The sequence below is a fragment of the Pseudomonas sp. GM78 genome (assembly GCF_000282475.1).
In the GTDB taxonomy this organism is placed as follows: Bacteria; Pseudomonadota; Gammaproteobacteria; order Pseudomonadales; family Pseudomonadaceae; genus Aquipseudomonas.
Genome location: NZ_AKJF01000090.1, coordinates 1 through 24378, shown reverse-complemented (window position 1 = coordinate 24378; position 24378 = coordinate 1). Strand labels below are relative to the sequence as shown.

Annotated in this window: 23 protein-coding genes; 19 read left to right on the top strand and 4 right to left on the bottom strand. The window is 60.8% G+C overall.

What is annotated here, in order from left to right; all coding sequences use genetic code 11:
• On the bottom strand, positions 1-1111 hold a 1111-nt coding region (locus tag PMI35_RS16420), incomplete at its 3' end, for a retention module-containing protein (RefSeq protein WP_008059634.1).
• 358 nt (positions 1112-1469) lie between these two features.
• On the opposite strand from PMI35_RS16420, the gene PMI35_RS16425 reads away from it, so the two are divergent.
• The 7 genes from PMI35_RS16425 to PMI35_RS16455 all read left to right on the top strand — a co-directional run bounded on the left by PMI35_RS16425 (position 1470) and on the right by PMI35_RS16455 (position 10411).
• Positions 1470-2822, top strand: coding sequence for a TolC family outer membrane protein (locus tag PMI35_RS16425; protein ID WP_008059630.1), 1353 nt, complete (start codon positions 1470-1472; stop codon positions 2820-2822).
• 41 nt (positions 2823-2863) lie between these two features.
• Positions 2864-5020, top strand: a complete 2157-nt coding sequence (locus tag PMI35_RS16430) for a type I secretion system permease/ATPase (RefSeq protein WP_008059625.1) — start codon at positions 2864-2866, stop codon at positions 5018-5020.
• Positions 5010-6377: an HlyD family type I secretion periplasmic adaptor subunit gene (locus PMI35_RS16435; protein WP_008059624.1), complete on the top strand. Its 1368-nt coding sequence runs from the start codon at positions 5010-5012 to the stop codon at positions 6375-6377. Before PMI35_RS16430 ends, PMI35_RS16435 begins: the two co-directional genes overlap by 11 nt.
• Positions 6378-6715: 338 nt before the next feature.
• A complete protein-coding gene (locus PMI35_RS16440) occupies positions 6716-7612 on the top strand; it encodes a TauD/TfdA dioxygenase family protein (RefSeq protein ID WP_008059623.1) in 897 nt (298 codons plus the stop codon).
• 18 nt (positions 7613-7630) lie between these two features.
• The gene (locus PMI35_RS16445; RefSeq protein WP_008059622.1) at positions 7631-8656 is read left to right on the top strand and encodes an ABC transporter substrate-binding protein; all 1026 of its coding nucleotides are present in this window, start codon (positions 7631-7633) and stop codon (positions 8654-8656) included.
• A gap of 5 nt (positions 8657-8661) precedes the next feature.
• Positions 8662-9522 (top strand): ABC transporter ATP-binding protein, encoded by an 861-nt coding sequence (locus PMI35_RS16450; RefSeq protein WP_008059620.1) that lies wholly within the window; start codon positions 8662-8664, stop codon positions 9520-9522.
• A gap of 22 nt (positions 9523-9544) precedes the next feature.
• Entirely contained in the window at positions 9545-10411 is an 867-nt protein-coding gene (locus PMI35_RS16455) for an ABC transporter permease (RefSeq protein ID WP_008059618.1), read from the top strand.
• 9 nt (positions 10412-10420) lie between these two features.
• On the opposite strand, the gene PMI35_RS33895 is transcribed toward PMI35_RS16455, so the two are convergent.
• The gene (locus PMI35_RS33895) at positions 10421-11224 is read right to left on the bottom strand and encodes an RHS repeat-associated core domain-containing protein (RefSeq protein ID WP_081504817.1); all 804 of its coding nucleotides are present in this window, start codon (positions 11222-11224) and stop codon (positions 10421-10423) included.
• Positions 11225-11393: 169 nt separating this feature from the next.
• Here PMI35_RS33895 and PMI35_RS16460 point away from each other — a divergent pair, with 169 nt between their 5' ends.
• The 5 genes from PMI35_RS16460 to PMI35_RS16480 all read left to right on the top strand — a co-directional run bounded on the left by PMI35_RS16460 (position 11394) and on the right by PMI35_RS16480 (position 17399).
• The gene (locus tag PMI35_RS16460) at positions 11394-12320 is read left to right on the top strand and encodes a LysR family transcriptional regulator (RefSeq protein ID WP_008059612.1); all 927 of its coding nucleotides are present in this window, start codon (positions 11394-11396) and stop codon (positions 12318-12320) included.
• Between the two features lie 210 nt (positions 12321-12530).
• A complete protein-coding gene (locus PMI35_RS16465) occupies positions 12531-14066 on the top strand; it encodes an MFS transporter (protein ID WP_008059611.1) in 1536 nt (511 codons plus the stop codon).
• A gap of 26 nt (positions 14067-14092) precedes the next feature.
• Positions 14093-15157, top strand: coding sequence for an HlyD family secretion protein (locus PMI35_RS16470; RefSeq protein WP_008059610.1), 1065 nt, complete (start codon positions 14093-14095; stop codon positions 15155-15157).
• On the top strand, positions 15154-16725 hold the full coding sequence (locus PMI35_RS16475) for an efflux transporter outer membrane subunit (RefSeq protein ID WP_008059609.1): 1572 nt from the start codon (positions 15154-15156) through the stop codon (positions 16723-16725). The genes PMI35_RS16470 and PMI35_RS16475 overlap by 4 nt, the downstream gene beginning before the upstream one ends.
• 113 nt (positions 16726-16838) lie before the next feature.
• Positions 16839-17399, top strand: a complete 561-nt coding sequence (locus tag PMI35_RS16480) for a hypothetical protein (protein WP_008059608.1) — start codon at positions 16839-16841, stop codon at positions 17397-17399.
• An 11-nt stretch (positions 17400-17410) separates the two neighbouring features.
• Here the strand turns inward: PMI35_RS16480 and PMI35_RS16485 are convergent, their stop codons facing one another.
• Positions 17411-18169: a slipin family protein gene (locus tag PMI35_RS16485; protein ID WP_008059607.1), complete on the bottom strand. Its 759-nt coding sequence runs from the start codon at positions 18167-18169 to the stop codon at positions 17411-17413.
• A gap of 2 nt (positions 18170-18171) precedes the next feature.
• Positions 18172-18705: an NfeD family protein gene (locus PMI35_RS16490; protein ID WP_008059600.1), complete on the bottom strand. Its 534-nt coding sequence runs from the start codon at positions 18703-18705 to the stop codon at positions 18172-18174.
• Positions 18706-18901: 196 nt separating this feature from the next.
• Here PMI35_RS16490 and PMI35_RS16495 point away from each other — a divergent pair, with 196 nt between their 5' ends.
• The 7 genes from PMI35_RS16495 to PMI35_RS16525 all read left to right on the top strand — a co-directional run.
• A complete protein-coding gene (locus PMI35_RS16495) occupies positions 18902-19363 on the top strand; it encodes an aminoacyl-tRNA deacylase (protein ID WP_008059593.1) in 462 nt (153 codons plus the stop codon).
• A 129-nt stretch (positions 19364-19492) separates the two neighbouring features.
• The gene (locus PMI35_RS16500) at positions 19493-19738 is read left to right on the top strand and encodes a DUF2789 domain-containing protein (RefSeq protein WP_008059584.1); all 246 of its coding nucleotides are present in this window, start codon (positions 19493-19495) and stop codon (positions 19736-19738) included.
• A 115-nt stretch (positions 19739-19853) separates the two neighbouring features.
• Positions 19854-20282: a MarR family winged helix-turn-helix transcriptional regulator gene (locus PMI35_RS16505; RefSeq protein ID WP_032831598.1), complete on the top strand. Its 429-nt coding sequence runs from the start codon at positions 19854-19856 to the stop codon at positions 20280-20282.
• A complete protein-coding gene (locus tag PMI35_RS16510; protein ID WP_008059582.1) occupies positions 20279-22351 on the top strand; it encodes an FUSC family protein in 2073 nt (690 codons plus the stop codon). Before PMI35_RS16505 ends, PMI35_RS16510 begins: the two co-directional genes overlap by 4 nt.
• Positions 22348-22557 (top strand): DUF1656 domain-containing protein, encoded by a 210-nt coding sequence (locus tag PMI35_RS16515; RefSeq protein WP_008059581.1) that lies wholly within the window; start codon positions 22348-22350, stop codon positions 22555-22557. Before PMI35_RS16510 ends, PMI35_RS16515 begins: the two co-directional genes overlap by 4 nt.
• The gene (locus PMI35_RS16520; RefSeq protein ID WP_008059580.1) at positions 22554-23441 is read left to right on the top strand and encodes an efflux RND transporter periplasmic adaptor subunit; all 888 of its coding nucleotides are present in this window, start codon (positions 22554-22556) and stop codon (positions 23439-23441) included. Before PMI35_RS16515 ends, PMI35_RS16520 begins: the two co-directional genes overlap by 4 nt.
• Positions 23438-24378, top strand: a 941-nt coding sequence (locus PMI35_RS16525; RefSeq protein ID WP_008059577.1) for a TolC family protein, incomplete at its 3' end; no start/stop codon positions are given. The genes PMI35_RS16520 and PMI35_RS16525, both read left to right, overlap by 4 nt.

Genomic DNA, 24378 nt, shown 5'->3' with positions numbered 1-24378 from the left:
CGGTGATGCTGGTAACGGCTGGTGTGGTACTGGGCACCAGGTTTTCAAAATTGCCGCCGGTCGCGCCCGTAATCGTGTTGCTGACCGTGCTGCCATTCACGTAAACATCATTGACCGGGGTATTGAAGACCACGGTGCCGCTGGTCTTGCCCGCTTCGATGGTGATGACCGAGCCGTTGCTCAAGGTCACGGTCACCGGAGTGCCCGCCGGATTGCTCAAAGTCGCGGTGTAGGTGATCGAACCGCCTTCGACCACGCTGCCGGTCGCAGTGAGCGTCAAGCCGGTGGTGTCGACGGTGTCGGTGACCTGAGTCACGGCTGGAACCGTTGGAGGAATGACCACTATTGCGCCGCCGGTGGTGCCGGTGACAGTGACCGCGATCTGAGTCGCATCCTTATAGACAGTGTCGTTCGGCGCGAGCGGAACGTTCACGGTACCGATGGTTTGACCGGCGCCGATGATGATCACTGCACCATTGGACAGCGTGACGGTCAGGTCGGTCAGTGGCGCCTGGCTCAGGGTCGCGGTGTAGACCAGCATGCCACCGGCTTCGGTAATGGTCGGGGTGGCACTCAGGCTCAGCGTCGATTCGAGCGGGTCACCGGCATTGGCATTGTTGTTGGTCGACTGGCCGCCGGTGATCTCCCGGGTGATCTGGGCCGCGGAATTGAGACCTTCAGTCGGGAAACCAATGGTAGGGTCTACCCGGCCAGCAGTGGCGTCCAGCATCACGAAGCTATGACCGCCGCCAGCCGCGCCGCCAGTGCCAGCTGCCGCTGGGCCGGCCGCGGTGGGTTCCAGGTCCTTGGTCGGGTCGGCACCGGCGGCGATGGCTTGCTGCAGTTCTTCAACCGAGGGCGCGGCCTGCGCGGTGGCTGCGGCCAGGTCACTGCTGGAGTCCGGAGCGCTGCCACTCCACTGAGTGTCGCGGCCCAGGTCAAGGGTCCGGCCATCCGCCAGCTCAAGCGTCACGGCCCCGGCCGCGCCCGTGTCGACCTGATCACCGATAAACAAGCGGTCGCCTTCAACGAGTACACGACGGATGCCCTCAGGGGACACCACGAAAACCTGACCAACAATGCTTTTGACGATGGCCACAACGCTGCTCATTGAAGACTCTCCGGGTGACGCGTTCAGTTGACTTCCATGACCTGAGAGGCAATCGCCGAGTCAGTCTGGTCGTACCTGTAAAACTACTTGAGTGAAATATTGACGCAATGAAAGGTCAATTTATTGACTATATTTTTTCGCTATTAACTTTATGCCAAACTATTGACCTTCCTGGGGGCATCCTAAACAATCGTCCCATTAATGTCACATTGATATTCAAGTGGTGACCGCCACACAGGATGTGACGCCAGTTCTCAATTTTCACTTTCCGACATACGGCCATACCGGTAGCCATCATCCGATGCAGCGCCGCGTTCTGCAGTGATTCAAGACAAGCATTCCCCGGGAAATTCCAACTATGCGCTTGCACCTGTTCAAGGCTTTACCCTTCGCCGTTGCCGCCAGTTTTGTTCAGGCTCAGACCCTTCCGCAGGCCATGCGACAGGCGCTGGATGTCCATCCGGAAATCCAGGCAGGTGTTAACAGTCGATTGGCTGCGGATTATCAGTTAAAAGCGGCACAGGGGGGATACCTGCCACGGGTCGACCTGCTGGGCGGTTATGGTCGCGAAGGCACTGACAGCGTCACCACTCGAGGTGACGGCAGCAACAACCACTGGGAAACCTTGAACCGCAGCGAGTCGAGCCTGCGCCTCTCGCAAATGGTTTTTGACGGTTATGCGACGTCCAGCGAAGTGGGGCGTCAACAGGCCACCGTGAATGCTCGCGCCTATTCCCTGCTGGGCACCTCGGAGCGCACCGCACTCACCGTGGCGCAGGTTTACCTGGATGTGCTGACGCGCCGCGAATTCGTGCGCCTGGCCGAGGAGAACCTCAAGAGCCACCAGCGGATTTACGACCAGATCCAGTTGCGCACCCAGCGCGGTGTTGGCAGCGGTGCCGACCTGGACCAGGCAGAGGCGCGCATGGCTCAGGCGCGCAACAACCTGATCACCGAACAGACCAATCTGGCCGATGCCGAGACCAACTTCCTCAGTGCTGTCGGGCAGATGCCGGATCAACTGGAACGTCCCGCCCCGTTCCTGGCGCTGCTGCCGGCCAACCTGAACGAAGCCCGTGCGCAGATGCTGGAAAACAGCCCGATCCTGCGCTCTGCCGAGTCCGATATCGCTGCGGCGGAAAAACAGTATGAAGCCGCCAAGTCGAGTTTCTACCCACGTTTCGATGCCGAGCTCGGTCGTTCCGCCGACAATGACATCGATGGCCAGAGCGGCCACAACAACGAATGGCAGGCCATGCTGCGCATGCGTTTCAACCTGTATGCCGGCGGCAGCAACAAGGCCGACATGGAATCGAAGTCCTACCTGTCCAACCAGGCGCTGGATATCCGCAATAACGCGTTGCGCCAGCTGAACGAAGAGCTGGGCCTGGCCTGGAACGCGCTGAACAATGCCAATGCCCAAGTGCCCATCGCCCAACAATACGTGGACCACAGCACCAGCGTACGCACGGCTTATCAGCGCCAGTTCAGCCTCGGTGAACGAACCCTGCTGGACTTGCTCGACAGTGAAAACGAGTTGTTCAACGCTTCGCGCCGATTGGCGGAGATCAAGAACATTCAGTTATTTACTCAGTATCGAATCAAGGCGACCATGGGCGAGTTGCTCAAGAGCCAGGGTGTAGTCGCACCGTTGGCATCCGTCGTGCAAAACGACGTGAAGCCGAAGGTCCAGCTGCCCGGTATGAACTGAGCAGAATTTTTTCGTTCATCCGTTAGCCAAGAGTGCCGAGCGTGGAATCAGAAGCCAGTCGAGTTCATCTCATCCATGACCCACGCGCGTTGCATGACGATCCATTGCTGGACGGCTTGCTGACCCTTTGTACGTTGCACCAAAAGCCCGCCAGCGCAGCGATGTTGACCACGGGCCTGCCACTACCCAAGCAACGGCTGAGCGTCGAATTGTTGCCGCGCGCAGCGGCTCGCGCCGGTTTGCAAGGGCGGGTGCTGGTGCGCAAGCTGGACCAGATCCCGGCGATCGCGATGCCGGCACTGTTGCTGCTCAATGACGGTCGTAGTGCCGTGCTGCTTGGCTGGCAAGGTGACGACCAGGCCCGGTTGTTGCTCAGTGAAAGTGACGGCGGCGAAAGCCTGGTCAGTCGCGAACTGCTGAACGACGATTACAGCGGCAAGGTGTTCTTCGCTCAACCCCAGCATAAATTCGACGTCAACCACGGCACCCTGATCCCACGCGCGCGCTCATGGTTCCGCGACACCCTCATGCGTTCGCGTTGGCTTTACGCCGATGCCATCGCCGCCAGCTTCCTGATCAACATCATCGCCATGGCCGCGCCATTGTTCGTGATGAACGTCTACGATCGTGTGGTACCGAACCAGGCCGAATCGACCCTTTGGGTATTGGCCGTCGGCATCACCGGCGCCTACGTGTTCGACCTGATCCTCAAGAGCTTGCGCAGCCTCTGCCTGGACCTGGCGGGCAAGAAAACCGACCTGATCATCTCGGCAACGCTGTTCGAGCGCATCGTCGGTATGGCCATGAAGTACCGCCCGGCCCGGGTCGGCAGCTTTGCCCAGAACATCCATGAGTTCCAGAGCCTGCGCGATTTTCTTGCGTCGCTGACCCTGACCAGCCTGATCGACCTGCCGTTCACGCTGCTGATCTTCCTGGTCATCGCCATTCTTGGCGGGCACCTGGTGTGGATCCCGGTGTTGGCGTTCCCGATTGCCTTGCTGATCGGCTATGCCTTGCAGAAACCCCTGGTGGCAACCATGGAGCGCACCATGGCGCTGGGCGCCGAGCGTCAGTCGAGCCTGATCGAGACCCTCGCAGGCCTTGATGCGGTTAAGGTCAACAATGCAGAGAGCGAGCGCCAGTATCAGTGGGAGCAGACCATCGGCACCCTCAGTCGCCTCGAGTTGCGGGTGAAAATGCTGTCCGGCCTGGCGATGAATATTACGTTGCTGATCCAGCAGCTGGCCGGGGTGATCATGATCGTCTTTGGCGTGTACCAGATCATCGCGGGCAACCTGAGCATGGGCGGCCTGATCGCCTGCTACATGCTCAGCGGTCGCGCGCTCAGTCCACTGGCCTCGTTGTCCGGCCTGCTGACCCGCTACCAGCAGGCGCGTGTCACCATGACCTCGGTCGACCAGATGATGGAGTTGCCCCAGGAGCGCAATTTCGAAGAGCGCCCCCTGAGTCGCAAGGTGCTGCAAGGTGCCATCGAATGTCGCCAGCTGAATTTCACCTACCCGGACCAGCAAAACCCGGCGCTGAAAAACATCAATCTCTCGATCAAGCCGGGCGAGAAGATTGGCATCATCGGCCGCAGCGGCTCGGGCAAGAGCTCCCTGGCCAAACTGGTCGTGGGTCTCTACCAACCGGATGACGGTGCGCTGTTGGTAGATGGTGTGGACATCCGTCAGATCGATGTCAGCGAACTGCGCCACAACATCGGCTACGTGCCCCAGGATATCCAGCTGCTCGCCGGTACGCTGCGCGACAACCTGGTCTCGGGCGCACGCTATGTAGAAGACGAAATGGTGCTGCAGGCCGCAGAACTGGCTGGCGTCCATGAGTTTGCTCGCCTGCACCCGCAAGGCTACGAACTGCAAGTAGGCGAGCGTGGGCAGAACCTGTCCGGCGGTCAGCGCCAGAACGTGGCCCTGGCCCGTGCATTGCTGCTCAACCCGCCGGTCCTGCTGCTCGATGAGCCGACCAGCGCCATGGACAACACCGGTGAGGAACGCCTCAAGCAACGCCTCGCCGCGATGATTGAAAGCAAGACCGTGGTGCTGGTGACGCACCGTGCTTCGCTGCTGTCGCTGGTCGATCGCCTGATCGTCATCGACCGCGGGCAGATACTCGCCGATGGCCCGAAAGCTGTCGTGATGGAAGCGTTGAAGAAGGGGCAGATCAGTGTTGCTTAAGTCCGGCGTCAAAGGCTCCATCCGCCGTTACTTCAAAGGCTCCGACTCGCTCAGGGACCAGCCCCTGCCCGAGGTCAACAAGGCGCTTATCGAAGACGCCCCGCGTGTGGTGCGGTTGACCATCTGGGCAATTATCGGCTTTTTCGTCTTCCTGATGCTTTGGGCCAACTTTGCCGTGATCGACGAAGTCACCAAGGGCGACGGCAAGGCGATTCCTTCCTCCAAGATTCAAAAAATCCAAAACCTTGAAGGCGGTATCGTCGCCGAGATGTTCGTCACTGAAGGGCAGATCGTCGAGGCTGGCGCGCCACTGATTCGCCTGGACGATACGCGATTCGCCTCCAACGTCGGCGAAACCGAAGCCGACCGGCTGTCGATGCTGCTTCGGGTGGAGCGCTTGAGTGCTGAAGTCGACGACCGTCCGCTGAATTTCCCGGCTGATGTCTTGAAAGCGGTTCCCGGTCAGGCCGCGAGTGAAGAGTCCCTGTACATCAGCCGTCGTCAGCAACTGCACGATGAAATTGGCGGGTTGCAGGAGCAGTTGATCCAGCGTCAGCAAGAACTGCGCGAATTTACCTCCAAACAGTCCCAGTACCGCACCGCACTGGGGTTGCAGCGCCAGGAAATCAACATGTCCGAGCCGCTGGTGGCCCAGGGTGCCGTCTCGCCCGTGGAAGTGCTGCGCCTCAAGCGCGCCGAGGTTGAAACCCGTGGGCAGCTGGATGCCACCACCCTGGCGATACCGCGTGCGGAGTCGGCGATCAAGGAAGTGGCGCGCAAGATCGACGAGACCCGTGGAAAATTCCGTAGCGAGGCACTGACCCAGCTCAATGAAGCGCGCACCGACCTGAACAAGGCCCAGGCCACGGGCAAGGCGCTGGAGGATCGCGTCAGCCGGACAATGGTCACATCGCCGGTGCGTGGCATCGTCAACAAGCTGCTGGTGAACACCATTGGTGGCGTGATTCAGCCAGGCAGCGACCTGGTGGAAATCGTGCCGCTGGACGATACCCTGCTGGTGGAAGCCAAGATCCGCCCGCAAGACATCGCCTTCCTGCACCCGGGACAGGAAGCGACAGTGAAATTCACCGCCTATGACTACACCATCTACGGTGGGCTCAAGGCCAGGCTCGAGCAGATCGGTGCCGACACCATCACCGACGAAGACAAGAAGACCACCTACTACATCATCAAGCTGCGCACGGATCGCAGCCACCTGGGCACAGATGAAAAGCCACTGCTGATCATCCCGGGCATGGTGGCGTCGGTGGATATCATCACGGGCAAGAAGACCGTACTGAGTTACCTGCTCAAGCCGATCATCCGGGCGCGCGCCGAGGCGTTGCATGAGCGGTGATTCGTTGGTGCGGCTGATGGCCTCTTCGCTGGCAAGCCAGCTCCCACAGGGTCACGCGGCCCCTTGTAGGAGTTGGCTTGCCAGCGAAGGGGCCCGTTAGGCTATTACAAGATTCAAGACCGCCTTCGCCGGCAAGCCGGCTCCAAAGGTGCGGCATCTCAAAAGCCATATCCTTATTCGCTAACGGTATTTAAATTTAGTTTCTTATATCTATAAAGTCATACCCCTGCGTACCTGCCGACCAATCGGCGCGCCGCACGACTCGAACCAACACGGGACCTCCGTGAGTTTCTGATCGACGCGCGCGCCTTTGAGCGTGCCGTGCGTGGGAGTGATTTATGTCTGCAGCTACTGCTACCCCAAGCGCCGCGACCATCGCGCCGCAATTATTCGAAATCCGCCCTTTCAGTGGCGCTGTCGGTGCCGAAATCATCGGCCTCGATTTGTCCCGCCCCATCAATGACCAGGACTTCGCCCGTATTCACCGTGCGCACCTGGATCATCACGTGGTGGTGTTCCGCGACCAGCGCATTACCCCCCAACAACAGATCGATTTCAGCCGCCGTTTCGGCGTGTTGCAGATCCACGTGCTCAAGCAGTTCCTGCTGGCGGGGCATCCGGAAATCCTCATCGTTTCCAACATTGTCGAGAACGGCCAGAACATCGGCCTGGGCGATGCGGGCAAATTCTGGCACTCCGATCTCTCCTATAAGGAACTGCCAAGCCTGGGCTCGATGCTGCATGCCCAGGAGCTGCCATCGGAAGGCGGCGACACCCTGTTCGCTGACATGCACAAAGCCTGGGACAGCCTGCCTGAGGCGCTGCGCAAAGCGGTCGAAGGCCGCTCGGCGGCGCATTCCTACACGGCGCGCTACAGCGAGACCAAATTCGAAGGCAACTGGCGCCCGACCCTGACCCCGGAACAGCTGGCCCAGGTCGCCGAAGTCATTCACCCGGTGGTGCGTACCCACCCGGAAAACGGCCGCAAGGCGTTGTTCGTCAGTGAGGGTTTCACCACCCGCATCGTTGGCTTGCCGGAAGACGAGAGCAAGCAATTGCTCGACGAGCTCTACGCCCACAGCGTGTTGCCGCAAAACATCTACCGCCATCAGTGGCAGTCCCATGACCTGGTGTTCTGGGACAACCGTTCGCTGATCCACCTTGCCGCCGGATGCCCAAGCTATCTGCGCCGCAAGTTGTTTCGCACCACCATTCAGGGCGACGCGCCTTTCTGATTTGTCGGAGATTTGACCATGTCCAAACGTCTTCCCTTTGCACCGCTGGCCGCGGCCATCGGCCTGGGTTTCAGCCTGATCGCCGGTAGCCTGGTGGCGCCAACCGTGGCCCATGCCGAAGGTGAAATCCGCATTGCCGAACAGTTCGGCATCGTTTACCTGCTGCTCAACGTGGTGCGCGATCAGAACCTGATCGAGAAGTACGGCAAGCAGGAAGGCATCGACATCAAGGTCGACTGGACCCAGCTCTCCGGTGGCGCGGCGGTCAACGATGCGTTGCTCTCCGGCTCCATCGATATCGCCGGTGCCGGCGTCGGTCCACTGCTGACCATCTGGGACCGCACCCACGGCAAGCAGAATGTCAAAGCCGTGGCCTCCCTCGGCAACTTCCCGTACTACCTGGTGAGCAATAATCCGAAGGTCAAGACCATCGCCGATTTCACCGAGAAGGACCGTATCGCTGTGCCGGCGGTGGGCGTGTCGGTGCAGTCGCGCTTCCTGCAATATGCCGCCGCCAAGCAGTGGGGCGACAAGGAGTTCAACCGCCTCGACAAGTACACCATCGCCGTTCCGCACCCCGACGCCACGGCGGCGTTGATCGCTGGCGGCACCGAGCTGACCGGGCACTTCTCCAACCCGCCGTTCCAGGATCAGGCGCTGGAAAACAAGAACGTGCACGTGGTGCTGAATACCTATGACCTGCTCGGCCCGAACTCGCCGACAGTGTTGTTCGCCACCGAAAAATTCCGCAACGAAAACCCGAAAACCTACAAAGCCTTCATCGACGCGCTGACTGAAGCCGCCACCTTTGCCCAGAACGATAAAGGCGCTGCGGCGGATACCTACATCCGCGTCACCAAGGCGAAAATCGACCGTGCCGAATTGCTGAAAATCATCGACAACCCGCAGTTCGAGTTCAGCGTCACGCCGAAAAATACCTACCCGCTGGCCGAGTTCCTCTTCCGCGTCGGCGCGATCAAAAACAAACCGGATTCGTGGAAGGACTACTTCTTCCAGGACGCCAAACCGTTGCAAGGGAGCTGACCGACATGAACGCCCCTTTGCAAGGCCACACGGTCAGCAAATCGAACGCAGCAGCCCAAGCGCTGCTGTCGGTCGATAACGTCAGCCTGGAGTACCGCACGCCCCAGCGGGTGGTGCGAGCCACCCATCAAGTCAGTTTCGAGGTCGATCCGGCGGACCGCTTTGTCCTGCTCGGGCCGTCCGGTTGCGGCAAGTCGACCTTGCTCAAGGCTGCTGCCGGGTTCATCCAGCCGGTGGAAGGCGAGATCCGTTTGCAGGGCCGGCGCGTGGATGCGCCGGGGCCGGACCGGATCGTGGTGTTCCAGGAATTCGATCAATTGCCGCCGTGGAAAACCGTCAAGCAGAACGTGATGTTTCCGCTGCTGGCCTCAAAGACCCTCAAGCGTAAGGAGGCCGAAGAGCGGGCGTTGCACTATCTGGACAAGGTCGGTCTGGCGGCGTTTGCCGATGCCTACCCGCATACCCTGTCGGGCGGCATGAAGGCGCGGGTCGCCATCGCCCGGGCGTTGGCGATGCAGCCGAAAATCCTGCTGATGGACGAACCCTTCGCCGCGCTCGACGCCCTGACCCGACGCAAGATGCAGGAAGAACTGCTGCTGCTCTGGGAGGAGGTGCGCTTCACGCTGCTGTTCGTCACGCACTCCATCGAAGAGGCGTTGGTAGTGGGCAATCGCATTCTGCTGTTGTCGCCGCACCCGGGACGGGTACGCGCCGAAGTCCACAGCCATCAGTACGACCTGCACAGCCTGGGCGGCGTGGCATTCCAGGAGTCGGCGCGACGCATCCATCGGTTGTTGTTCGATGAGGGCCAGTCGCCGGAAACCGAGCGTGAACTGGATTTCGCCGACATCCGCATCGCTTATTGAGCCAGTTTGAGAGGAGGGCCCGATGAGCCATTTATCATCCCCGCGTGAAGAATTCGAAACCGTTCTACAGCCACTGACCAGCGTTGCGCTGGAACGCGAGCTGCCGCTCGGCCAACGCCTGTGGCAACAGGGCTGGCTGCGCAAAAGCCTGATCCTGATTTTGCTCGCCGTACTCTGGGAGGCCGTTGCCCGTTATCAGAACAACGACCTGCTGCTGCCGAGTTTCGTGCAGACGGCTCATGCGCTGTACGACGGCCTGCTCAGCGGCGAATTGCTGGGCAAGGTGTGGATTTCCCTGGTGGTGCTGCTCAAGGGCTACCTGATCGGCATCGTCCTGGCGTTCGGCCTGACCACCTTGGCGGTCTCGACCCAGTTCGGCCGGGACCTGCTGAGCACCCTGACCTCCATGTTCAACCCACTGCCGGCCATCGCACTGTTGCCGCTGGCGCTGCTGTGGTTCGGCCTGGGGCAGAACAGCCTGATCTTCGTGCTGGTGCATTCGGTGCTGTGGGCCTTGGCGCTCAATACTTACGCAGGTTTTCTCGGCGTCTCGGAAACCCTGCGCATGGCCGGGCGTAACTACGGCCTCAAGGGCATGCGCTTTGTGTTGTTCATCCTGATCCCGGCAGCGCTGCCGTCGATCCTCGCCGGCCTGAAAATCGGCTGGGCCTTTGCCTGGCGCACATTGATCGCTGCCGAGCTGGTGTTTGGAGCGACCAGTGGCAAGGGCGGGTTGGGGTGGTACATCTTTCAGAATCGCAATGAGCTTTATACGGATAAGGTTTTTGCCGGGTTGGCGGTGGTGATTCTGATTGGGTTGCTGGTTGAGAATCTGGTGTTTGATACGTTGGAGCGGGTGACGGTGAAGCGGTGGGGGATGCAGCGCTAGGGTACGCCCTCAGGAGCTGCGAACAACGGAGACGACAGGATTCAGCCAGCGCATTTTTTTGATTTCCTCGTCGGTTGCTCTGATGGGTAGCATGGGCATTGTTCTTTTTCCGCCCGGTAGTGGGCGATGATAAGGATCTATCATCGTCATTAATTTGGGCATTTCTTCAAACTCTGAAGCTTGTAAGTGTGCGGTATTACTACTTGGTTGGGACGTTGTAATACTTGGCGTTAATGATGGTTCCAATGAAGCGATTGGCTCAGCGACAGGGTTCCGCGCTATTGGTGCTTCCGAACGATTTTTTGTGGCCGGATGGGTGTTTTTTGGCGCTGATTTTGGACTTTCAACGATAACACTAGGTCCTTGCGGTATTGCTGGTGTTGCTGGTGTTGCTGGTGTTCGCGATCTTTTCGGCAAAGCGGCGCGTATCGGTATACCTTTTACCCGCATATGCCCAGTTGGATCCTTGCTATTGATCGGATCATTTGAGCAATAAGCATAAGAATTCACTCCACCCGCTCCAAACGGACTCAAACTGTCAGGGCTGTGAAAACGCATCAATCGAGGGTTGTAAGCACGATAGCCGTTCCCTAACAAATACCATTCGGGTTTCGCTTCGCGCAGTTCACCATTAAACCCCAGCCGCGTCATGACATCACGATCCGACGATTGCTGGCCGTAGGGCGAATACGCAATACGAATCGGATTACTTGCGTCGAGCTCCGCGAGCACCGAGTTTTTCAGATCCACCGCCAACAGCAATACCTGTTGCCAGGTTGGGTTCTGTCGATCAAGAGGTTTGGCTTGAGTCATACCGGGAGCTTCGTGGGAGTTGGACACGTCTTTGGTTTTACTCGTTTGAGCCAAGCGTGTGAACTATCAGAACTGATAGTGGTGCACGCAGCACGTTTGCGCACGATACTGAAGGGATGTTTGCTAGCATTGCGCCTGAATCAATCCAGATCAGACACGAGTGCTCGCAATGCAACTACCAGACATGAACCTCTTGGTCGCCCTCGACGCCCTGCTAGACGAGGGCAGTGTGGTAGGCGCGGCGCGGCGGATGAACCTCAGCCCCGCGGCCATGAGTCGCACGTTGACGCGCATCCGCGAGGCCATCGGCGATCCGATCCTGGTGCGCGCCGGCCGTGGTCTGGTGCCGACGCCCAAGGCGCTGGAGTTGCGCGAGCAGGTGCGCGATGTGGTAGAGCAGGCCGCGCAGTTGTTCCACTCGGCCAGGGTCGTGGATCTGGGCAGCTTGCGGCGGCGGTTCAGCATCCGGGCTAACGATTTTTTCATCGGCATCTACGGCGGCAAGCTGTTCGATACCATGGAGCGTCAGGCCCCTTATTGTGAATTGCGTTTTGCGCCAGAGGGCGATGGCGATGATGAAGCCTTGCGCGAGGGCCGCATTGATCTGAGCGTCAGCAACAACCGGCCGCTGATGCCGGAAGTGAAGGTGCAAAATCTGTTTTCCACCCAGTTTGTCGGCCTGGTGCGCGAGGATCACCCCTTACTCGATCAAGAGATCACCCCTGAACGCTTTGCAGGCTATTCCCATATCAGCATGTCCCGTCGCGGAATCGCGCGCGGCCCGATCGATGCTGCACTCAACGCCCTGGGCCTGGAGCGGCGGGTCGCGGTGATAGCCCCGAGTTTCCACGCGGCGATGTTCGCCTTGCCGGATTCCGACCTGATTCTGCCGGTGCCCAGGGAGACCTTGCTGAGCGTTCGCCGGCTGGGGCTGAAGTTGCGCTCGTTCACCCTGCCTATTCCCTTGCCAACCATCGTGTTGAACCAGGCCTGGCACCCTCGCTTCGACAATGACCCCGCTCACCGCTGGCTACGTGAAACCCTGAAAACCTGCTGTGACGAGACATGGCTGGCAGCGCAACCGGTCTTGGGTTGAGCGATAAACCTGTAGGAGTGAGCCTGCTCGCGATAGCGGAGTGACAGACAGCTCATTGGTGTCTGACACACCGCTATCGCGAGCAGGCTCACTCCTACAGGGATCTCAATCATTGCGTATAGCGCACTTATAACCTGCCGATAAGTCAGTTTTCGTCAGGTCCCACGCTTCATAGAATGCTTCGGTCTTCAAATCCCGGAGCTTGCAGCAATGACTTCCCTCACGGTCACGGCGCCTCTCGCCGCGGCCAGCCCGACCGCCGCCGCACCACCGGTCTTCGGCCCGCGGATCATCATCGGCCTGGTGGGCGTATTGCTCGCCGTGCTGGTGTCGGGCCTGAACGAGATGGTGACCAAGGTGGCCCTGGCCGATATCCGTGGCGGTTTGGCCATCGGTTATGACGAGGGCACCTGGCTGGTCGCCAGCTACGCCGCGACCTCGGTGGCAGCCATGGCGTTTGCGCCCTGGTGCGCCGTCACGTTCTCGCTGCGGCGCTTCACCCTGTGCGCCATCAGTGCCTTCACGCTGCTGGGGGTGTTGTGCCCGTGGGCGCCGAACTATGAAAGCCTGCTGGTGCTGCGCACGTTGCAAGGCCTGGCCGGTGGCGCGCTGCCCCCGATGCTGATGACCGTCGCCCTGCGTTTTCTACCGGCCAACGTAAAACTCTACGGCCTGGCCGGCTATGCCCTGACCGCCACCTTCGGCCCGGGGCTGGGCACGCCGCTGGCCGGGCTCTGGACTGAGTATGTCGGCTGGCAATGGACCTTCTGGCAGATCGTCGTGCCGTGCCTGATGGCCATGGTCGCGGTGAGCTACGGCATCCCTCAGGACCCGCTGCGGCTGGAGCGTTTCAAACAGTTCAACTGGCGTGGTTTGCTGCTGGGTTTTCCAGCGATCTGCATGCTGGTGATCGGCATCCTGCAGGGCAATCGACTGGACTGGTTCGAGTCCAGCCTGATTTGTGGATTGCTGGTGGGCGGAACGCTGTTGCTGGTGCTGTTCCTGATCAACGAGTGGTCGCAACCGATTCCGTTTTTCAAGCTGCAGATGCTCGGCATCCGCAATCTGTCGTTCGCGCTGGTCACCCTGGCCGGCGTGCTGGTGGTGTTGCTGGCGGTGGTGATTATTCCGTCCAGCTATCTGGCGCAGGTCCAGGGTTATCGCCCGGTGCAGACCGCACCCATCACCCTGTTGGCGGCGCTGCCGCAGTTGATCGCGCTGCCGTTGGTGGCGGCCCTGTGCAACTTGCGCTGGGTCGATTGCCGCTGGGTCCTGGGGATCGGCCTGAGCATGCTGGTGTTGTCCTGCATCGGCGGTTCGCAGCTGACCTCGGCGTGGATTCGCGACGAATTCTATGCCCTGCAACTGCTGCAGATCTTCGGTCAGCCCATGGCGGTCTTGCCGTTGCTGATGCTCTCGACCGGCAGCATCAACCCCATGGACGGACCGTTTGCATCCTCCTGGTTCAACACCGTGAAAGGCCTGGCGGCGGTGATCGCCACCGGCGTGCTGGAAACCCTGACCACCCAGCGCCTGCACTTTCACTCGACCATGCTGGTGGACCGTCTCGGTAACTCGCCCCTGGTCGACGGCGATACCCCAGGCCTTGCCCATCGGCTGCATGAGCAGGCCGTGGTGCTGGCCGCATCGGACCTTTACCTGTGCATGGCCGGCGTCGCATTGGCGCTGATCCTGCTGATTTTCTGGCTGCCGACGCGGATCTATCCGCCCCGTGCGCCGACCTGAATGCATCACTGAAACAGAAGGTTTTCATGACGACTCAATCCAAGCAAAAAGTAGCCGTTGGCATCGCCGTCTTGATTGCGACCGGCGTGCTGATTTATCTGCTGGCGCCCGGCCTGTTCGGCCAGCGCACGCAGCAGAGCACCAACGATGCCTATGTCGCGGCCGACTACACGCTGGTGGTGCCGCGCGTTGCCGGGTTCATCAAGCAAGTACTGGTGGAAGACAACCAGCAGGTCAAGGCTGGGCAACTGCTGGCCCTGATCGATGACCGCGACCTGCGCGCCGCCGCCGAAGCGGCCGCCGCCGAGGCCCTGGTGGCCCAGGCGCAACTGCAAAATGCCCGGGCGACGCTTGAGCGCCAGGCCTCGGTGATCGCTCAGGCACAGGCGCAGGTGGTGTCCGCCAAGGCTGAAATGGCCTTTGCGCAACATGAACTGAACCGTTACGACCATCTGGCCGGGGTCGGTGCCGGCACGGTGCAGAACGCCCAGCAAGCGCGCACGCGCATCGACCAGGCCAGTGCCCGGTTGACCAATGTGACGGCGGTGCTGGCGGCGGAGCGCAAGCAGGTGGACATCCTCACGGCCCAGCGTGACGGGGCTGAAGGTGGTTTGAAGCGGGCCCAGGCGAAGCTGGAAATCGCCAGCTACGAGCTGTCTTACACCCGGATCACCGCGCCGCAGGATGGCATGGTCGGTGAGCGTGCGGTGCGTGTCGGGGCCTATGTCACGCCGGGCAGCAAACTGCTCGCGGTGGTGCCGCTGGCGCAGGCTTATGTGGTGGCCAACTTCCAGGAAACCCAACTGACCAATGTGCAACCGGGTCAGGACGTGCAGGTGCGTGTCGACACCTTTGGCGGCGCCGCGTTGAACGGGCGGGTCGAGAGCATCGCACCGGCCACCGGCGTGACCTTTGCTTCAATCAAGCCGGATAACGCGACTGGCAACTTCACCAAGGTGGTGCAGCGGATTCCGGTGAAGATCGTGCTGGAGCCGGGTCAGCCGCTGGCCGAACGGTTGCGGGTGGGGATGTCGGTGGAGGCGAGTATCGATACGGCCGGCGCCAAGGCCAATGAGGTTGCGCAGCGATGAAGATCTTCGTTGATTGTGCCGGCGCCATCGCGAGCAGGCTCGCTCCCACAAGGGATCTGGGGCCTTTTCAAAGTCTGAGTTTCAGTAGAAGTCCCCTGTGGGAGCGGGCTTGCTCGCGAAGAGGCCATCAGCTTCGACTCATCTTTTGCGCCTTGATCGTGATGAACCTGTCGGCCTGCACTGTAGGCCCCGATTTCCAGAAGCCTCAGACGCAACAAATCGCCGAATGGTCGAAGCCCGCAAATGCCGCCGCCAGCCAAGCCAGCACCGATACGATGAACGAGCATTGGTGGCAAGTATTCAACGACCCGAAACTCTCGGCCCTCACTCAACGTGCCCTGAGCGACAACCTCGACCTGAAACTCGCCAGCAGCCGCTTGCAACAAAGCCGTGCGGTACGCCAGGTGATCACCGCCGACCGCTATCCGAATTCCGCCGCTACGGGGAGTTACGCCCGTAAACGCAACAGCGGCAAAGGCCTGAGCGACCCGTCGGGGCATAACGGCAATTCGGCGTTCAATCTCTGGGATGCCGGCTTTTCCGCTTCCTGGGAGCTGGATTTCTGGGGCCGCGTGCGCCGCGAAACAGAAGCCGCCGATGCGTCTCTGGAAGTCGCGGAAAACGACCGTCGCGACGTGCTGTTGTCGGTGCTGGCGGAAACCGCCCAGGACTACATTCAACTGCGCGGTGTGCAGAACACCCGCGCTGTGACCGAACAGAACCTCGACGTCGCCCGGCACAGCCTGAAACTTTCGCAGCTGCGCCTGGCCGACGGTGTCGCGACGGACCTTGATGTCGCCGAAGCCGCTGCCCAGGTCGCGGCCATCGAGTCGCGCCTGCCGGCATTGGAGCAGCGCCAGGCCCAACTGATCAACGCCCTGAGCCTGTTGATGGGCGAACCGCCCCAGGCGCTGGCGGCCGAGTTGTCCACCGACGCGCCGGTGCCGCAAACCCCGCGTCAGGTCGCCATCGGCCTGCCGTCGCAATTGGCCGAGCGCCGCCCGGACATCCGCCAGGCCGAAGCGCGCCTGCATGCCGCGACCGCGAGCATTGGCGTGGCCAAGGGGGATTTTTATCCACGCATTACCCTGTCTGGCAGTGTCGGTTCGCAGGCCATGCAACTGGGCGATTTCGGCTCATGGGGTTCACGCACGTTCGGCATCGGTCCGCAGTTCAGCCTGCCGCTGTTCGACGGCGGCCGCCTGCGCGGTGTGTTGAACCTGCGCGAAGCCCAGCAACAGGAAGCGGCCATCGCCTACCAGCAGACCGTGTTGCGTGCCTGGCATGAAATCGACGACCAATTGAGCGCCTACAACGCCAGCCAACTGCGCCGCGACAGCCTCGCCGAAGCGGTGCGGCAGAACCGCATCGCCCTGCAAACCGCACAACAGCAATACGTCGAGGGTGTGGTGGACTTCGTCAACGTACTCACCGTGCAAGGCGCATTACTGGCGACCCAGGAGCAATGGGTGGAGAGTTCCACCGGCGTGTCGCTGGCAGCGGTAGGGTTGTACAAGGCGCTGGGCGGTGGATGGGAGTCGGTTTATCCGCTGGCGGCGATACATTGAGGGAAATCGTGAAGCTGGATGTAGGACGCGTCCTGATTTTTTGCGTGGGCACTCACGATGTCCATCAGGGGTTAGCATTTTGGTCCACGTCATGACCATGGTTCTGTACCTCAATGAATGCCAATCCCTACGCGCCGCCAGTGGCCGAGCTTGATAGCACTGAACCAACCCGCGCGGCCTTTTTTGTTGTGGGCACAAGCAAATTCGCGCTGATGATGGTTTCGACCTTTGGTTTGTACGTCACCTATTGGCTGTATAAAAACTGGAAGCTTTACCGCGCCGCTACGGGCAACAAAGTGATACCCATAGCCCGTGCACTTTTGGGCGTGTTTTTTATGTATTCGCTGTTCACCAGCATTGATCGGCGATTACGCGCTTCAGGTCGGGACTATTGTTGGTACCCACGGTTGCTGGCGATTAGCGTGATCATGGCTGCTGCAGCGAGCATGGGGTTGATGTGGTTGCCGGATGTGCACATCAGCTTTGCGCTGAGTCTTCTGATACTACTCTTGCAGGTCTGCTCCTTTTTGCGTGTACAAGAAGCAATCAATTTTCTGGAAAGCGATGTGGCCGGTAAGGCGAACTCGACACTGACTTTTGCCAATGGTGTCTGGTTTACATTTGGCTTGTGTTGTTGGGGCGTGTCGATCCTGGTTTTCTACGCCCTGTTGTAGGGTCGCCCGACTCAAGGTTTTGCCGATAGATCCGCCATGCCCTTGAGCAACTCGATCGGCAACGGGAAGACGATGGTCGAACTCTTGTCACCGGCGATAGAACTCAGCGTCTGCATATAGCGCAGCTGCATGGCGCCGGGTTGGCGGCCGAGCATTTCGGCGGCCTGCATGAGTTTTTCCGAGGCCTGCAATTCGCCTTCCGCGTGGATCACCTTGGCCCGACGTTCGCGTTCCGCTTCTGCCTGCCTGGCGATGGCGCGGATCATCGATTCGTTGAGGTCCACGTGCTTGATTTCGACATTGGCGACCTTGATGCCCCAGGCGTCGGTCTGGGCGTCGAGTACTTGCTGGATGTCGAGGTTCAGCCGTTCGCGCTCGGCCAGCAGTTCATCCAGTTCGTGTTTACCGAGCACCGCGCGCAAGGTGGTTTGCGCCAGCTGGCTGGTGGCCATGAGAAAATCTTCGACCTGGATGATTGCCTTCTGCGGATCGAGCACGCGGAAGTAAAGCACGGCGTTGACCTTGACCGAGACGTTGTCGCGGGTGATCACATCTTGCGCCGGGACATCGAGGACGATGGTGCGCAAGTCGACACGGACCATTTGCTGGATCACCGGAATCAGCAGGATCAGGCCGGGGCCCTTGACCTGCCAGAAGCGTCCGAGCTGGAACACCACTCCACGCTCATACTCGCGCAGGATGCGGAACGTCGCCCCCGCCAATGCGATCAGCAGTAGCAGCAGCGCGACAAAACCGATTTGCAGACCCATGACTAACCTCCAACCGATACCGCGTCAGCCGCGGCCACTTCCAGCAACAATCCCTTGCGTGCCACCACCCGGACCTGTTGTCCGATCTGCAATGGCTTGGCACTCGATACCTGCCAGCGCTCGCCCTGCAAGTGCACCCAGCCCAGGCACGCATCGCCGGCCTGCAAGGCCAGCACCGGTGTCACACTGCCCAGCAGGCCGGCGTCACCGCTGACGGTTTGCCGCGGCCGGGTCTTGAGGGCGCGGATCAACAGGAATATCAGCAGCAGCGCACTAATCAGTCCCAGGCCGATCATCAACGGCACGGGCAGTTCGGCGTTGGTCAGGATCACTGCGCCGATCACGAACATCACGATCCCGCCCAAACCGATCACGCCGTAGTTGGGCAGCGCCGCCTCGGCGATCAGGAACGCGATACCGAAAGTGATCAGCCAGATCCCCGCGGGGTTCGATCCGGGAAGCCCGGCGGTGTCCGCAGCGAGGGCAGCTCCGCTCCAGGCCAATAGCAACGCAAGTGCACAACAGCGAGTGTTCACGTGACCCTCCGGGAGAGTCGCAGGTAGTTCTGTATACAGTCTAGTTGAGGCGCTGCTTGTATGAATTTTGCTCAATTGTCGACCTGTCCGATGAGCAGATTTCCCGCTGGATTGCCCCGGCGGGCCTAGACTTTTACTACGTACAAAAGCATTAACCATCGTCCGCCAGGCGTTTTTGCGGACACCGAGGTGCATCATGCGTATGGCAAGAACCGTGCAGACAAGCCTGGACAAGGCTCAATGCGAATATGACATCGTCACCCATCCTCACTCGGCCAGCAGCCTCGAAACCGCACGGTTGGCGGGTATTCCCGCGGAGCGGGTGGCCAAGTCGGTCATCCTCGACGACCACCACGGGCATTACTTGATGGCCGTTCTGCCCGCCAGCCGTCACCTGGACTTGAGCAAAGTGCGCAGTACCGGTGAATGGCAGGTCTCCCGGGAAAGTAACCTGCCGCATCTGTTTGAAGACTGCGAACGCGGAGCCGTGCCGGCCCTGGGCGAAGCCTATGGACTGGACGTGGTCATCGACCCGCTGCTGACCCGGCAGAAAGACATCTATCTGGAAGCCGGCAACCACATCAACCTGTTGCACATGGACATGCCGCAATTCCTGAAAATGGTGCCGCATGCGCAAGTGCGGGAGTTGAGTCAGTGAGGATGTTTCGTCAATGCGGCCGTCTTCGCGAGCAGGCTCGCTCCCACAGGGTGAACGCATTTCCCTGTGGGAGTGAGCCTGCTCGCGATTGACCGCGCAGCGGTCACCTAACCCACCAAGGAGCCCGACATGGAAAACCCAACCCACAGCCTTCCATCCCTGTTCAAACAACTCGGCCTTCCTGACGACGCCGAGAGCATCGACAAATTCATCGCCACCCATTCACCGCTCAAACCGGAACTGCACCTGGCGGATGCTTTTTTCTGGAGCCCGAGCCAGGCGGAACTGTTGCGCGAGGAAATTCTGGATGACGCCGATTGGGCGGAGGTGGTGGATCAATTGGATGTGATGCTGAGGAAGGGCCGGGGGGTGTAAAAGCCGCAAATTTGTTTCAAAACTTGACTGAAAATCCCTTCCAATGTCATATTGATAGTTAGCAAACTAACAGTGTGTGTTTTCCCTCGTGCCGAATAACCTCGACGCTCTGCAAATGAACATCAGCAGCACCATGGTGGTGGCCGCTCGGCATTGGCGCAAAATCTGCCAGGCCACCCTGGCCAACTATGGCATTTCCGAAGCCTGTGCCGTTCCGCTGCTGATGATCGGGCGCCTGGGGGAGGGCGTGCGGCAGGTGACGGTGGCGCAGGCGGCGGGGATGGAAAGCCCGTCCCTGGTGCGATTGCTCGATCAGTTGTGCCATGGCGGCTATGTCTGCCGTACCGAAGACGCCCAGGACCGGCGCGCCAAATGCCTGAGCCTGACCGATACCGGTCGGACCCTGGTGCAAGCCGTAGAGGTCGAGTTGGTGCGTTTGCGTCATGAAGTCCTGGAAGGCATCGATCAGGGAGATCTTGAAGCGACGCTGCGGGTGTTGAAGGCCTTCGAGTCCGCCAGTCATTTGCCGGTAGCCAACCCTTGAGCGGCTTCTTTTCCGGCATGCCCGCGGCACGGGACTGGTTCTACGGCGTACGCACCTTCGCGGCCTCGATGATCGCGTTGTACATCGCCTTGCTCATGCAAATGCCGCGTCCTTATTGGGCGATGGCCACGGTGTATATCGTTTCCAGCCCCTTTGTCGGGCCCACCAGTTCCAAGGCGTTGTACCGTGCAATCGGGACTTTTCTGGGTGCCGCTGCAGCGGTCTTGTTCGTGCCGATGTTTGTCCAGAGTCCCTATGTGCTGGTGCTGGTGATCGCGCTGTGGACCGGGATCCTGTTGTTTCTGTCCATGCATTTGCGCACCGCCAACAATTACGCCTTGATGCTGGCCGGCTACACCCTGCCGTTGATCGCCCTGCCGGTGGTAAATAATCCGTTGGCCGTGTGGGACGTGGCCGAAGCGCGCACCGAAGAAATCTTCCTCGGTATTGCCGTCGCCGCCGTGGTTGGCGCGATGTTCTGGCCGCGACGGCTGGCCCCGGTGTTCAACGATTCGGTGAGCAAATGGTTTGCCGACGCGTCGACTTATAGCGCGCGCTTTCTCGGCCGCAACGTGCAGCCCGAGGAAGTCAGCGCCTTGCGCGCCTCGATGGTTGCCACCTTCAATACCCTGGAACTGATGATCGGTCAGTTGCCCCATGAAGGCGCGCGTCCACAAACGGTGCGCAACACCAAGGAGTTGCGCGGGCGGATGATTCACCTGTTGCCGGTGATCGATGCCCTCGACGATGCGCTCTACGCGTTGGAGCGGCGCACCCCGGAGCTGGTGGAAAAGTTCGCACCCTTGCTGGCGGCCGCCACTGAATGGCTTGACCTCAAAACCCCTGACCTCGAGCGCTGGCAAGCGCTCAAAGACCAACTCGAAGCGCAGCAACCCAGCACTGAAATGCTGGATGATCGCAAGCAACTGCTGTTCTCCAACGCCATTTATCGCCTCGGCGAGTGGGTCGATTTGTGGCAGGACTGCCGCAGCCTGCAACACGCGATCCAGTGCGAAAGCCAGGACAGTTGGCGCGCGGTCTATCGGCATTGGCGCTTGGGGCGTCTGACTCCCTTTCTGGACCGTGGCCTGATGCTCTATTCCGCCGCCTCCACCGTCGCGGCGATCATTGTCGCCTCGGTGCTGTGGATACTGCTGGGCTGGACCGATGGCGGCAGTGCAGTGATCCTGGCGGCAGTCGCGTGCAGCTTCTTTGCCTCGATGGACGACCCGGCGCCGCAGATTTACCGATTCTTTTTCTGGACGGCGATGTCGGTGGTGTTCGCCAGCCTTTACCTGTTTCTCGTCCTGCCCAACCTGCATGACTTTCCGATGCTGGTGCTGGCCTTCGCCGTGCCGTTCATCTGCATCGGCACCCTGACGGTCAAGCCGCAGTTTTACCTGGGCATGTTGCTGACCCTGGTCAACACCTCGTCGTTCATCAGTATCCAGGGCGCTTATGACGCGGATTTCCTCAGCTTCGCCAACTCCAACCTGGCCGGTCCGGTGGGGTTGCTGTTCGCGTTCGTCTGGACCCTGATCGCCCGGCCATTCGGTGCCGAGCTGGCGGCCAAGCGCCTGACCCGTTTCGCCTGGCGCGACATCGTCAGCCTCACCGAGCCGGCCACGCTGGCCGATCACCGGCGCCTGGGCGTGCAGGTACTGGATCGACTGATGCAGCATTTGCCGCGCCTGGCCGTGACCGGCCAGGACACCGGTATCGCCTTGCGCGAAGTTCGTGTGGCGCTGAACCTGCTCGACCTGCTGGCGTATACGCCGCGGGTTCACGGCGCACCGCAGGCGTTGCTGCGTCAGGTGGTGGCCGAGGTCGGCGAATACTTCAAGGCCTGCCTCAAGGCCGGCGAACGCCTGCCGGCACCGAGCCCGTTGCTGATGACCCTGGATCGCACCCGCCGGGCGTTGGGCGGTGCCGGTGATGACGAAACTCGCCTGCATCTGCTGCACGCCTTGAGCGGCTTGCGCCTGGCGTTGTTGCCCGGCGTCGAATTCGTCGGCTCTGCCGAGCCCGAAGAACCGCTTCCCCATGGCATCGATGGAGCGCCTTTATGATCGGTGATCTGGATATCAGCGGGGTGTTCCTGCCTACGCTGCTGGTGCTGATGGGCATTACCTATGTGTTGTACCTGTTGGTGCACGGGGTGCTGACGCGCCTGCACTTTTACCGTCTGGTCTGGCACCGGGCATTGTTCAACGTGGCCCTCTACGCCCTGCTGCTTGGCGCCGTGGATTCACTCAGCCGATACCTGATGACATGAAAAAGCCGTTTCTAACCCTCGGTCGCGTGGTCCTGACCCTGCTGATCGTAACCTTCGCCGTTGTCGTGGTCTGGCGCATGGTGATGTATTACATGTTCGCGCCCTGGACCCGTGACGGGCACATCCGTGCCGACATCGTGCAAATCGCGCCGGACGTGTCCGGGCTGATCCAGCAAGTGCAAGTGCGTGACAACCAGTTGGTCAAGCGCGGCCAGGTGCTGTTCAGCATCGACCAGGACCGTTTCAAGCTGGCCCTGCGCCAGGCGAAAGCGGCGGTGGCAGACCGCGAGGAAACCCTGGCCCAAGCCCAGCGCGAAGCCAAGCGTAACAAGGGCCTTGGCAATCTGGTGCCGGGCGAGCAGCTGGAAGAAAGCCAGTCACGGGTAGCCCGCGCACAAGTGGCGTTGATGGAAGCGCAGGTCGCGGTGGACAGCGCGCAACTGAACCTCGACCGTTCGGTGATTCGCAGCCCGGTGGACGGTTACGTCAACGACCGCGCGCCACGGACCCAGGAATTCGTCAGTGCCGGACGGCCGGTGCTGTCGGTCGTGGACAGCAATTCTTTTCATATCGACGGCTATTTCGAAGAAACCAAACTCAACGGCATCCATATCGGCCAGAGCGTCGACATCCGGGTGATCGGCGACAACGCGCGCCTGCGCGGACATGTGGAAAGCATCGTGGCCGGTATCGAAGACCGCGACCGCACCAGTGGCAATAACCTGTTGCCCAACGTCAACCCGGCCTTCAGTTGGGTGCGGTTGGCCCAGCGGATTCCGGTGCGTATCGCGTTCGATGAGGTTCCTGAGGATTTCCGCATGATTGCCGGGCGCACCGCCACGGTATCGATCATCGACGACCAGGACCGGGAGCCCGCGCGATGAGCAAGGCCTCGGGTTTGGCGATTGCCGGATTAGGCTTGCTGCTGTCGGCGTGTCAGGTGGTCGGTCCGGATTACCACTTGCCGGAAGAAGCCGCCATCCACCGCGAAGACCTGCAGGGCGAACTGGCGGTGAACGGCAAGCCGGTGGTCTCGGCGCCGGTGCCTGCCGATTGGTGGCGCCTGTATCAGGACCCGCGCCTCGACCAGTTGGTGCAGCAGGCCATGGCGTCCAACACTGATTTACGCGTAGCGGCCGCCAGCTTGCTGCGGGCCCGCGCTCAGGTCGACGCGGCCGAGGCAGCGGGCGGCTGGAGCGGCGGGGTGAAGATGGGCGCCCAGCGTTTGCAGGAGTCCGGTGAAGCGTTCTTGCTACCGGAAAAGGTGCCGGTGGCCAACATTGGAGATATCGGCATCAGCGCGTCCTACCAGTTCGACCTGTTCGGCACCTTGCAGCGCGGCATCGAAGCGGCCAAGGCCAATGCCGATGCGACCCAGGCTGCCGCCGATACGGCACGCATCACCTTGGTCGCCGATGTGGTCCGGGCCTACACCCAGGTGTGCGCAGCCAATGAGGAGCGGGAAATCGCCCAGCATTCCCTCGACCTGCAGGCCCAGAGCACGACGCTCATCCAGCGTTTGCGCGATGCCGGGCGTGGCGACGAAACCCAGGTCACCCGTTCGCAAACCCAATTCAAGTCCTTGCGCGCCGACATGCCGCGCTATGAGGCGGCGCGTCAGGCCGGGCTGTTCCGCTTGTCGATGCTGCTGGCCAAGCCGCTGGATCAACTGCCGGCCGGCACCGACAGCTGCGCCGAACTGCCAAAAATCACCCAACTGGTGCCGGTGGGTGACGGTGCATCGCTGCTCAAGCGCCGCCCCGACATCCGGCAGGCCGAACGTCGACTGGCAGCCGCGACCGCCCGGATCGGCATCGCCAC